Here is an 11,232-nt window from a genome sequence, read left to right as displayed (position 1 = left end):
GGACCGACCGCGCGAGGAGCACCGTCCGCCGATGAACAGCCACGAGCCGCTCAGCCCGCAGCACGTGCAGGGCTTCGCCGCGCTGGCCGCCCGGCTCGCCGACGCCGTCAGTTCGGTGGTGCTCGGCAAGCCGGAGGTGGTCCGGTTGGCGCTGACCGCGCTCTTCGCGCAGGGTCACGTGCTGCTGGAGGACGTACCGGGGGTCGGTAAGACGACCCTGGCGCGGGCGATCGCGGCGACCGTACGCGGGCAGTGGCGGCGGATCCAGTTCACCCCGGACCTGCTCCCCTCGGACGTCTCCGGGGTGACGATCTTCAACCAGGCGACCCGTGGCTTCGAGTTCCATCCGGGGCCGGTGTTCGCCAACATCGTCATCGCCGACGAGATCAACCGGGCGTCGCCGAAGACCCAGTCGGCGCTGCTGGAGGTGATGGAGGAACGGACCGTGACCGTCGACGGCGTACGGCACCCGGTCCCCCAACCGTTCCTCGTCGTCGCGACGCAGAACCCGGTCGAGATGGACGGCACCTACCGGTTGCCGGAGGCGCAGCTCGACCGGTTCCTGGTGAAGTTGACCATCGGTTACCCGGACGAGGCGGTCGAGATCGAGGTGCTGCGCGGGGCGACGGTCCGTTCACCGGAGGCGCTGGAACCGGTGACCGACACCGCCACCGTCGGCGAGATGGTGCGGATGGCCCAGCGGGTGCACATCGCCGATCCGCTCTACGCGTACGCGGTCCGGTTGGCCGCCGCGACCCGCAGCCACGCGCAGGTGCGGGTCGGGGTGAGCCCGCGCGGGGTGATCGCGTTGACCCGGGCGGCGTGCGCGTACGCGCTGATCGACGGGCGGGCGTGGATCCAGCCGGAGGACCTGAAGGCGCTGGTCGAACCGGTCTTCGCGCACCGGATCCTGCTCTCCCCCGACGCCCAGGTGCGTGGGGTGACCGCCGCCGACGTGCTGCGTCAGGCGGTGGCGTCGGTGCCGGTGCCGCTCCCCTCCGGTCAGCTCACCCGGACCGGAGCCTGATCCGGCCCGCCCATGACGATCACTTCCCGGGGCATCGGCCTGCTCGTCGGTGCCTGCCTCCTGCTGCTGCTCGGATTCCGGTTCGGGTATCCCGAGCTGACCCTGCTCGGCACCGCCGCGGCGATCGCGGTCGGCTGCGCGGTCGCTGCCGCCGCCTGGCGTCCGCGGCTCGACGTGGACCGGCACGCCGATCCGGACCGGGTCGGTCGCGGTGAGCCGGCGACGATGACGCTGACCGTACGCAACGGTGCCCGGCTCCGGTCGGCGAACCTGATCGCCGAGGACCGGTGCGGCAACCGGCCGGTGCCGGTGCCCCTGCTGCGGCTGCGTCCAGGCCGGGACACCACGGTCAGCTACCCGGTGCCGACCCGCCGCCGGGGCGTGGTGCCGGTCGGCCCGTTGCGGGTCACCGGTCGGGACGCGCTCGGGCTGGTGGTGGTGGCCCGCGCACACGGCGAGGTGGCCCGGGTGTGGGTGCATCCGAGGATCCATCCGCTGACGGCCGTGCCGGCCGGCGTGGCGCGGAGCATGGACGGCCGGGTGGACCGGGTGCCGCACGGCTCGATCACCTTCGACTCGCTGCGGGAGTACGTGGTCGGCGACGAGTTGCGCCGGGTGCACTGGCGGACCAGTGCCCGGATCGGTGAGCTGATGGTCCGGGAGAGCCTCGACACCAGCCTGCCGCAGTTGGTGGTGCTGCTCGACGACCGGGCCGCCGCCCATCCGGTGGTGGTCGGCGGGGTGGCGGAGAGCTTCGAGTCGGCCTGTGAGGCGGCCGCCTCGGTGGTGGCCGCCGCCCGCCGCGACGAGCTGCCGGTGACCCTGGTCCTGGTCGCCGATCCGGGGACGGGTGACGACTTCCTGGACCGGCTCGCCGCCGCCGAACTGCGTACGACGCCCCGGATCGCGACCGAGGCGCCCGACGGCGTCGACGGGGGCGGTGAACCGCTGCGGGCCGTACTCAACCGGCTGCGGCAGCAGCGACTCGGCGACACCCTGATCTTCCTCACCGGGCCGGGTGGCCGCGACGACCTGGGGCAGCTCGGGACGCTGCGGGCGGCGTACCCGTCGGTCCTGGCCGGGGTCTTCGGCGACCCGGCGCGGACGCCGGCCGAGCCGGCCGGGGTACGGGTGCTCGACGTGGCCGACGGGGTCGAGTTCGCCGCCGAGTGGGACGGGGTACGCCGGTGGTGAGCCGTCTGCGGGTCGCCCCGCTGCTGCGGGCGATCCCGGTGCCGCTGGCCCTGATCACCATGATCGGTCTGGCCGGGGCGGTTCTCGGTCGGGTCTACGCCGGCGGGCTGCTGAGCCAGCTGCTGCTCGGCGCGGCGGTCGGTTCGGTCGGTGTCAGCGTCGCCGCCCGGCGGCTGCCGTCCTGGCTGGTCGCACCGGTGTCGGTGCTGGCCATGGCGGGCTACACCGCGTTCGCGTTGCGGTTGGCGGCGCAGCGCGCCGAACTGCCCGGTGGCTTCGCCGAGCTGGTCGCCGAAGCCGGCCGCAACGGCATTCCCCGGCTGCTCACCGCGATGATCCCGGTCGAGCCGGTGCCGGACACCGTGATCGTGCCGCTGGTGGCGACCTGGCTGGCCGGACTCGCCGGGGCCGAGGTCGCGGTCCGCGCCGGCCGGGTGCTGCTCGGGTACGCCGCACCGGTGCTGCTCTACGCCGGGGCCCTGTACGTGGTCGGTCCGAACGCCGAGCCGGCGATCTGGTGGACGGTGGTGTTCGCCGCCGCCGCCGCGATCGGGCTGGCCGTACCGTCAACAAGCGCCGTACCGTCGCCGAACGCCACACCGTCGACGAGCGCCGGACCGGCCGACGGCGAGGCGACGGTCGCCCCGGCGGTACGGGCCGCGATCCGGGCCCGGATGCTCGCCGGCACCGCCGCCGGGGTGGTCCTGGTCGTCGGCCTCGCCGCCCTGCTGGCACCGGTGGTCGCCGGCCGGGTCGGCGGCACCCCGGTCGACCCGCGCCGGTACGTGCAACCGCCCCGGGTGGACAGCCTGGACGAGAACCCGCTGATCCGGATCTCCGGTTGGGCGCTCGACCCCGACCAGAAGCTGCTCGACCTGCGCACCACGGGTGCACCGGCACCGGCCGGCGACGACGCCCCGCCGGTCGGGGACGGTGGCACCCCACCGGACGGGGCCGAGCAGCCCGACGGCGAGGACGGGGAAACCGGCGGCCGGGTCGGTGATCCGGGGCCGGCCACGACCTCGCCCCGCGCCGGTGGCGTACGGGTCCGGCTCGCGGTGCTCAGCGACTACGACGGGGTCACCTGGCGGGTCGGCGCCACCTACCGCAACGCCGGTCGGATCCTGCCCGCCGTGGCGCCGCCGCCGAACGTGACCGTGGACCGGATCCAGCAGGAGATCACGATCGGTGAGCTGGCCGGGCGGCTGCTGCCGGCGGTGCCGACGCCACGGGAGGTCGCCGGGGCGCGGGTCGCGTACGACCAGGGCAGCGGGACGCTGATCCGGCCGGAGGGGCTGACTCCGGGGCTGCGGTACGCGGTCACCTCCGTTCGGGAGGAACCCGACCCGAACCTGCTGCCCTCGGCGAACGTACCCGCCGGTGAGCAGGTGGTCCGGGTACTGCGGGTCGCCGACGGGGTGCCCGATCCGATCCGGCGGCTCGCCGACCAGTTGGCCACCGACAACGGTGCCCCGTACTCGCGGGCGGTGGCGGTCGAGGAGTTCCTGGCCGAGCACTACCGCCTGGTCGCCGACGCGCCGAGCGGGCACGCGTACCCGAACCTGAACTTCTTCCTGTTCGGTCCCCGTAACGGCGGCGGCCAGCGTGGCACGTCGGAGCAGTTCGCGGCCACGTTCGCGGTCCTCGGCCGGCTGATGGGGCTGCCGACCCGGGTGGTGGTCGGTTTCCACTCGGCGTCCGGGCAGGGCCCGGTCACCGGCCGGGACGCGTACGCCTGGCCGGAGGTGCTCTTCGACGAACTCGGCTGGGTGGCGTTCGATCCGCTGCCCCGCCCGGACACCGAGCCACGACCGGTCGAGGAGGACTTCACCCCGAAGCCGCAGGATCCGCCGCCGGTGCAGGACGAACCGGCGCCGGACGCCACACCGACCCCGCAGGCCAGTGCCGGTCCGGTTGCCGCGCCGGCCGACGGCTCCGGTCCCACGTTGCCGGTGCTGGCCGGTGGCGGGTCGGGTGCGTTGCTGCTGGTGCTGGCCGGTTTCGTGCTGGCGGTAACGATCATGCGACGGGGGCTGCGGCGGCGCCGGTTGGACGAGGGCAGCCCGGCGGACCGGATCGCCGGGGCGTGGCGGGAGGTGACCGACGCGCTGCGGCTGGCCGGTCACCCGGTCGCCGCCCACCTGGACGCGACCGAGGTGGCGGCGTACGCGGCCGAGATCGCCGGGGCCCCGGCGTCGGTGCCGGCCGCGACCGGCTCCGGGGCGTCACCGAGGAGACGACCGTCGCCGGGACCACGGACCAGCCCGCCGCCGGCACCGGAGCCGTCCGGGACCGCACCGCCGGTGGTGCCGCCGATCGACGAACTGGCGACGCTGGTCAACGTGGCGACGTTCGCGCCCGGCACGGCCAGCGACGAGCAGGCCCGACACGCGGGCAGCCTCGCGGTCGGTTACACCACGGCGCTGCGGGCGGTACGGCCCTGGTGGCGCCGGGTGCTCTGGTCGGTGCACCCCGGCCCGCTGCGCTGGCGCCGCTGACCGGCACGGTCACCCCGCCACCAGAACGAGCCGGCTCATCAGTTCGTCGGCATCCGGCCCGTCGGCTCGTGAGCTCGCAGGCTGGTCAGCATCCGTCGACGGCCGCCGTGACCTGCGCCGCGGTGTACCGCTCGGCCGGGGTCGCGGCCGTGGGCCGCTCCGGAGACGGCGCCGGGTCGACGTGGGCGGCGGACGACGCCGGACCGAGTTGGGCGATCAGGGTGGTGAGCGGGGCGATCCCGCCGGTGGAAAGCTCGGGCGTGGGCAGCAGGGCGATGACCGGTACGTCCACCCCGGCGTCGGCGTACGCGCCGACCTGCGCCCGGCACTCCTCCGGTGACCCGTGCACCACCAGCGCGTCGACGAGTTCGTCCGGCACCGCCGTACCGGCGCCCCGCCGGTCGCCGGCGTCCCACGCCCGCCAGACCGGGCCGAGAACCGAGGACCGGCCGAGCCAGCGGTGGAACTCCGCGTACGCCGGCACGGTCAGATAGCTCGTGATCATCCGCCGGCCCAGGTTGCGGGCGTATTCGGCGTCCTCGGTCGGGCAGACGAAGATCCGGGCGGCGACCTCGAAGCCGGGCCGCCGCTCGCCGAGTTCGGCCAGCACCCTCGGCACGTCCGTGGCGGCCAGCCAGTTGAGGATCACCCCGTCCGCCTCGGCGCTGGCCAGCCGCAGCATCCGGGGGCGCAGGGCGGCGAGCAGGATCGGCGGCGGTACGGCCGGCGGCCGCTCCAGTCGGAACCGGCGTACGGCGAAGGTGTCGTAGTGCTCGTCGACCGCCTCACCGCGCAGCGCCGCCCGCAGGAACCGCAGCATGTCCCGGGTACGCCGGTACGGCTCGACGTAGTCGACCGCGTTCCAGTCCCCCACCACGACCGGCGACGAGGCGCCGATGCCGAGCGCGAAGCGCCCCGGTGCCGCCTCGGCCAGTGCCGCCGCACTCATCGCCAGCAGCCCCGGGCCACGGGTGTAGACCGACGCGATCGCCGTACCGAGGCGCAAATCGGGGCGCCAGGCGGCGGCCAGGGCGAGCGGGGTGAAGGCGTCCGACCCGTTCACCTCCGCCGACCACAGGTCGGTGAAGCCGGCCTCGGCGAGCGCGGTGTAGGTCGCGGCGTGGTCGGCCAGCGGCAGCCCACTGAACGGCACCGTCATACCCCAACGTTTCGTCACCGGTCGATCGTGCACGGTAACCGGGGGTACGAGCAATATCTCCCCGGTGTCCATCCTGGTCAGGGCCGGGTGCGCGGGCTGTGGGCGGGCGGGGGCGGCCGGGCGGGGCGGGCGGGTGCCGGACGGGTTGTAGCCTCACCGGGTGACCTTCTCGATCGTGGCGCGTTCGGACGACGGCCGGTTGCACGGCGTCGCCGTGGCCAGCAAGTTCCTCGCCGCCGGTGCGGTGGTGCCGGCCGCCGAGGCCGAGGTCGGCGCGCTGGCCACCCAGGCGCACGCCAACCTCGCGTACGGGCCGCAGGGGCTGGCCCTGCTGCGTACCGGGCTCGGTGCGGCGGACGTGATCGCCGGTCTGGTGGCCGCCGACTCCGGTCGCGCCGCCCGGCAGCTCGGGGTGGTCGACGCCGACGGTGGTGCCGCCACGTACACCGGCGAGGACTGTCACGACTGGGCCGGTGGGCAGGCCGGCGACGGCTGGGCCGCGCAGGGCAACATCCTGGTCGGCCCGGAGGTGGTCGACGCGATCCGGGACGCCTGGTTGGGCGGCGATCCCGGTCGGCGGTTCGCCGAGCGGCTGGTCGACGCGTTGCGTGCCGGTGACCGGGCCGGTGGTGACCGGCGGGGTCGGCAGAGCGCCGGGCTGCTGGTGGTCGCCCGACGCGGCGGGTACGGCGGCGGCAGCGACGTCGTGGTGGACCTGCGGGTGGACGACCATCCGGATCCGGTGACGGAGTTGGCGCGGCTGTTGGACGTACACGTCATGCTCTTCGAACGGCCGGATCCGGCGACGCTGCTCGATCTCACCGGCGAGCTGGCCGCGGAGGTCGCGGCCCTGCTCACGGCCGCCGGGCACGCCCCGGCGGACGGCGGCGACGCGGCGGTCGACGCGGCGCTGGTCGACTGGGCCGGGGTGGAGAACCTGGAGGAGCGGATGGTGTCGGGCCGGATCGACCCGGTGGTCCTGGCCCACCTGCGCGGGCGTCCCTGACCGCTGCCGGACGGCGCCCGTCGCCGTCAGGCGTTCCGGTGGAGTTCGGACCGCAGCAGGCTGTAGACGACTCCGTCGTGCCACTGCCCGTCCCGGAAGCCGGCACCGCGCAGGACACCCTCGCGGGTGAAACCGGCCTTCTCCACCGACCGCTGCTCCGCCACGTTGCCGATCTCGGTGGTGACCTCGACCCGGTTCACGGTCGTGTGGGCGAAGAGGTATTCGGCGAGGAGTCGTTGCGCCCGGCGGCCGTGCCCTCTCCCCCTGGCTTCGGGGGCGAGCAGGACACCGATGTTCCAGTAGAAGACCTGCCTGCTGGTCGGCACCTTGCGCCAGGAGACCAGGCCGAGCCGGTCCGCTGCGGTGATGACGACCAGCACGCCGCCGTCGTCGCCCAGCATTCCGTTCTCGTCCCAGCGTCGGCGCCAGATGTGCGGGTCGTGCCAGCCGCGCCACTGGTACTCGCCGGCGGCCACGGGATCGTTGACCAGGTGGGCCAGAAAGGACAGGTCGTCCTCGCGTACGGGTCGCAGCGCCGTCTCGTCCTCCACCGGCCCGACGCTACCGGCGAGGCTCGGCGCGGACCAGCGGTGCACGGACCGTCACGTTTAACAAAGTTAACGAATTCCTTGACATCGGACCCGATTTATCGAAAGACTCCGATATAGAGAGCGCTCTCCCTCCCCTTCGACACCCCAGCCAGCACGACCGGGCCGCCCTGGAGTCCACACCGGAGGCGGACCGCAGGCGTGCCCGGAAGGACCCCGATGATCCGTACCGTCAAGGGGCTCGGGATCGCCGCGGTGGCACTCACCGCGACCACCCTGCTGCCTCCCGCCAGCTTCGCCGCGACCACCCCCACCGCCGGCACACCCGCCGCCACGGACCGATTCGACACGGCCCGGTTCGACATGGCCCCCGGCATGGTCGCGGCGATGCGCCGCGACCTGAAACTCACCGACGAGCAGATCGCCGCCCGGCTCGCCACCGAGGCGGCGGCCCCGTCCGTCGAGAAGCGACTGCGGGACCGGCTCGGCCCGGTGTTCGGCGGCGCCTGGATCCCCGCCGGCGCCGACCGGCTCACGGTCGCCGTCACCGACCCGGCCGCGGCCGCCGTCGTCCACGCCGCCGGCGCGACCGCGACGGTCGTCCAGCACAGCGCGACCCGGCTCGACGCCGCGCACCGGTCCCTCGACCGGAACGCGGCGCAGGCCGTGGGCGGCCCGATCCGCGGCTGGTACGTCGACGTCGAGCGCAACAGCGTCGTCGTCACGGCCGCACCCGGCGGCACACCGGCGGCCCGCGCGTTCGCGCGCGACAGCGGCGCGGGCACGGTCACCGTGGTCGAGACCGCCGAAGCCCCGAAACCGCTGTACGACATCCGCGGCGGCGACCAGTACGTCATCAACGGCAACACCCTCTGCTCGGTCGGCTTCGCCGTCGCCGGTGGCTTCGTCAGCGCCGGCCACTGCGGCGGCACGGGCAGCCCGACACTCGGCTACAACAACGTCTCGCAGGGCACCTTCGCCGGCTCGTCGTTCCCCGGCAACGACTACGCGTGGATTCGGACCAACGCGTCGTGGACCCCGCAGCCGTGGGTCAACAACTACTCCGGCGGCAACGCCGTCGTCGCCGGCTCGCAGGACGCGGCGATCGGCAGTTCGGTCTGCCGCTCCGGGCGTACGACGGGTTGGCGCTGCGGCACGATCCTGGGCCGCAACGAGACCATCGTCTACGCCCAGGGCGCCGTGTCGGGCATGTCCCGCAGCAACGCGTGCGCCGAGCCGGGCGACTCCGGCGGCGCGTGGATCTCGGGCAACCAGGCGCAGGGGGTCACCTCCGGCGGTACGGGCAACTGCTCCACCGGCGGCACGATGTGGTTCCAGCCGGTCAACGAGATCCTCGGCGCGTACGGGCTCTCGCTGACCACCTCGGGCGGCGGCGGCAGCACCAGTTCCCTGGTGAGCAACTGGAACAACCGGTGCATCGACGTACCGAACTCGAACTTCTCCGACGGGGTCCTGCTCCAGATGTGGGGCTGCAACTCCACCAACGCCCAGCGGTGGACCTTCGTCAACGGCACGTTGCAGACCTCGAACAACAAGTGCATGGACGTCGCCTGGGGCTCCGTCGCGAACGGTGCCGCGATCCAGATCGTCACCTGCAGCGGCAACCCGGCCCAGCAGTTCGTGCTCTCCGCCGCCGGGGACCTGGTCAACCCGCAGGCCAACAAGTGCGTCGACATCAAGGACTGGAACTCCGGCGACGGGGCGCAACTGGTCATCTGGGACTGTGCCGGCACGGCCAACCAGAAGTGGCGGCGCGGCTGACGACGTACCGCCCGATCCTTCGCACGGCGTCGCCCGCCGATCGGATCTCGACCGGTCTGGCCGGTGGGCGGCGCCGGCCCGGTCAGCCCTTGTGCCGGGGCACCACCCGGTGCACGCTGACCAGCAGCAACGCCATCATCAGGGTGGCCGAGCCGGCGATCGCCGCGGCACCGCCCAGGTAGGCGTCGAACAGTCGCGGTCGGTTCAGTTCGTCGACCGGGATGGAGAGCACCTCGTCGGTCGAGTACAGCGCGTACCCGGCGACGGCCAGCAGCACCAGCCCGGCCACCCCGAACAGGGCGACCGCCCGCCAGTGCGCGTCCTCCGGCTCCACCTGGGCATCCTCCCGCTGGAAGAGCAGCAGCAGGATGCCGGCGACCGCGGCCCACCCGCCGACGATCAGCAGCGAGGCGACCGCGTCGCTGGGCCGGTGCCAGCCCGCCGACAGGGTGGCGACCCCGGCCAGCGCCGTGTACGCCACCGCGAGCAGTGCCCCCCAGGCGCGGATCCGGGGCGGCAGCACCAGGACCAGCGCGACCGCGACCGCGGCGGCGATCGTGGTGTGTCCACTGGGCAGGCTGTTGCCGGCACCGGCCCGTTCCGGGTCGACGCCGAAGTCCGGCCGGTGGATGAGGTACTTCGCCACCTGGGTGGTGACGTTGGCCCCCACGACGAGCAGGGTCGCCACGACGGCGAGGACGACCCGGCCCCGGATCAGCGCGATGAAGCCGATGACCGCGGTGGCGGCGATCAGCGAGACCACCGACATCGCGTTGAGGACGGTGCCGACGAGCCCGTCGATGTGATCCTGGCCGATCTGGTTACCGGTCAACGCGATGGTGTCGAGTAGTTGACCATGTTCGGTGCGTACGGCGAACCGCCAGAGCAGGACGAACGCAGCCCCCTGGACGGCGGTCAGCAGAACCAGCCACGCCACCGTCAACGCCGTTCTCCGCCCATGCATCCGGCCACCGTAACGAACTTCCGAAACACGGCAAGTCGGTGGGCGGGCGCGACGTACCGGGTCCCGCGTACGCGTGGGAGGGGCCCCCGAGGGGCTATCAGTTAGGCTCCCCTAAGACAAGGGGAGGTGGTCGATGGCGCTCGACCGGGACCGGCCGGAATCCCTCGCCGACCTGCTCGGCGGGCGGCGGGGTGGCTGGGACGCCACCGTACCGCCGGTCGCGTTCGGCGCCGGCTGGCTGCTCGCCGACGGCTCGGTCTGGTACGGCACCCTCGCCGCCCTGGTCGTCGGAGTCGCGGTCGCCGGCTGGCGGCTGCGCCGGGGCGACAAACCCGCCTCCGTGCTGGTCGGCCTGCTCGCCGTCTGCGTCGCCGCCCTCGTCGTCCTGCGCACCGGCCGGGCCAGCGACTTCTTCCTGCTCCAACTCGTCTCGAACGCGGCCAGCGCGTTGGCCTGGCTGGTCAGCATCCTGCTGCGCTGGCCGCTGCTCGGCGTGGTGGTCGGCACCCTGCTCGGGCAACGCGGACGCTGGCGGCGCGACCCGGACCTGCTGCGCGCCTACCGGCGGGGCAGTTGGGTGTGGGTCTGCCAGTACCTGGTCCGGCTGGCGGTCTTCGTCCCGCTCTACGCCGCCGACCAGGTGGTGGCGCTGGTCGGGGCCAGGGTGGTGCTGACCTGGCCACTGGTTGCCGCGTGCGTGGCGGTGAGCTGGTGGGTGATCCGGCGTACGCTGCCGCCCGGTCATCCGGGGCTGCGGCACCCGGCGACACGGCAGCCGAGTGCACCGGAAACCGCCCTCTGACCCTCGGCTCCAGCCGCAGCGGCCGACCCGGGACGGGTGTTAAAGGGAGAGGCCGCCACGGGGGGAGCGGCCTCTCCGTAGCAAGACGGTACTCCGGACCGCGTTCCGACGCGAGCCGGGAAAGCCTGTCAGATAAGGATTCATCCGTACGGAAACTGGAACCGAGCGGGCGACACCGTGGTGCCACCCGCCCGGGGGTCGTACGTCGGCGCTTCCGCCGGGGTGGTGAGCCGGCCGGCCCGCTGCGTTGGC

Annotated in this window: 8 protein-coding genes and 1 pseudogene; 6 read left to right on the top strand and 3 right to left on the bottom strand. The window is 73.7% G+C overall.

Going from position 1 to position 11,232, the window contains the following annotated elements:
* Window positions 1–31 precede the first annotated feature (31 nt).
* Genes ACZ6QQ_RS15515 through ACZ6QQ_RS15505 form a run of 3 tightly spaced genes read left to right on the top strand, consistent with a single transcriptional unit; the run spans window position 32 to window position 4,719 of the window.
* On the top strand, window positions 32–1,027 hold the full coding sequence (locus ACZ6QQ_RS15515) for an AAA family ATPase (protein ID WP_465877146.1): 996 nt from the start codon (window positions 32–34) through the stop codon (window positions 1,025–1,027).
* 12 nt (window positions 1,028–1,039) lie between these two features.
* Complete coding sequence (locus ACZ6QQ_RS15510; protein WP_465876876.1) at window positions 1,040–2,221, top strand: DUF58 domain-containing protein; 1,182 nt, start codon at window positions 1,040–1,042, stop codon at window positions 2,219–2,221.
* Window positions 2,197–4,719 (top strand): transglutaminase TgpA family protein, encoded by a 2,523-nt coding sequence (locus tag ACZ6QQ_RS15505; RefSeq protein WP_465876875.1) that lies wholly within the window; start codon window positions 2,197–2,199, stop codon window positions 4,717–4,719. The genes ACZ6QQ_RS15510 and ACZ6QQ_RS15505 overlap by 25 nt, the downstream gene beginning before the upstream one ends.
* Before the next feature lie 202 nt (window positions 4,720–4,921).
* Here the strand turns inward: ACZ6QQ_RS15505 and ACZ6QQ_RS15500 are convergent.
* Window positions 4,922–5,878, bottom strand: a pseudogene (locus ACZ6QQ_RS15500) (LLM class F420-dependent oxidoreductase); the annotation flags it as partial.
* A gap of 160 nt (window positions 5,879–6,038) precedes the next feature.
* On the opposite strand from ACZ6QQ_RS15500, the gene ACZ6QQ_RS15495 reads away from it, so the two are divergent.
* Complete coding sequence (locus tag ACZ6QQ_RS15495; protein ID WP_465876874.1) at window positions 6,039–6,884, top strand: DUF1028 domain-containing protein; 846 nt, start codon at window positions 6,039–6,041, stop codon at window positions 6,882–6,884.
* A 26-nt stretch (window positions 6,885–6,910) separates the two neighbouring features.
* Here ACZ6QQ_RS15495 and ACZ6QQ_RS15490 read toward each other — a convergent pair whose 3' ends face one another.
* Window positions 6,911–7,435 carry a GNAT family N-acetyltransferase gene (locus tag ACZ6QQ_RS15490; RefSeq protein ID WP_465876872.1) on the bottom strand — a complete coding sequence of 175 codons (525 nt, stop codon included), beginning with the start codon at window positions 7,433–7,435 and terminating at the stop codon, window positions 6,911–6,913.
* A gap of 216 nt (window positions 7,436–7,651) precedes the next feature.
* Here ACZ6QQ_RS15490 and ACZ6QQ_RS15485 point away from each other — a divergent pair, with 216 nt between their 5' ends.
* Window positions 7,652–9,214, top strand: coding sequence for a ricin-type beta-trefoil lectin domain protein (locus ACZ6QQ_RS15485; RefSeq protein WP_465876870.1), 1,563 nt, complete (start codon window positions 7,652–7,654; stop codon window positions 9,212–9,214).
* An 82-nt stretch (window positions 9,215–9,296) separates the two neighbouring features.
* On the opposite strand, the gene ACZ6QQ_RS15480 is transcribed toward ACZ6QQ_RS15485, so the two are convergent.
* Window positions 9,297–10,178 (bottom strand): phosphatase PAP2 family protein, encoded by an 882-nt coding sequence (locus tag ACZ6QQ_RS15480; protein WP_465876868.1) that lies wholly within the window; start codon window positions 10,176–10,178, stop codon window positions 9,297–9,299.
* 133 nt (window positions 10,179–10,311) lie between these two features.
* Between ACZ6QQ_RS15480 and ACZ6QQ_RS15475 the strand changes: the two genes are divergently transcribed.
* Window positions 10,312–10,980 (top strand): DUF3159 domain-containing protein, encoded by a 669-nt coding sequence (locus ACZ6QQ_RS15475; protein ID WP_465876866.1) that lies wholly within the window; start codon window positions 10,312–10,314, stop codon window positions 10,978–10,980.
* The last annotated feature ends 252 nt before the right edge of the window (window positions 10,981–11,232 follow it).

The sequence above is a fragment of the Micromonospora sp. NPDC049529 genome (genome assembly GCF_055586685.1).
This window is presented reverse-complemented; position numbering and strand designations above follow the sequence as displayed.

Coding starts and splice junctions, on each gene's coding strand:
- ACZ6QQ_RS15510 (WP_465876876.1), top strand. CDS start 1,040: ATGACGATCACTTCCCGGGGCATCGGCCTGCTCGTCGGTGCCTGCCTC.
- ACZ6QQ_RS15475 (WP_465876866.1), top strand. CDS start 10,312: ATGGCGCTCGACCGGGACCGGCCGGAATCCCTCGCCGACCTGCTCGGC.
- ACZ6QQ_RS15485 (WP_465876870.1), top strand. CDS start 7,652: ATGATCCGTACCGTCAAGGGGCTCGGGATCGCCGCGGTGGCACTCACC.
- ACZ6QQ_RS15480 (WP_465876868.1), bottom strand. CDS start 10,178: ATGCATGGGCGGAGAACGGCGTTGACGGTGGCGTGGCTGGTTCTGCTG.
- ACZ6QQ_RS15515 (WP_465877146.1), top strand. CDS start 32: ATGAACAGCCACGAGCCGCTCAGCCCGCAGCACGTGCAGGGCTTCGCC.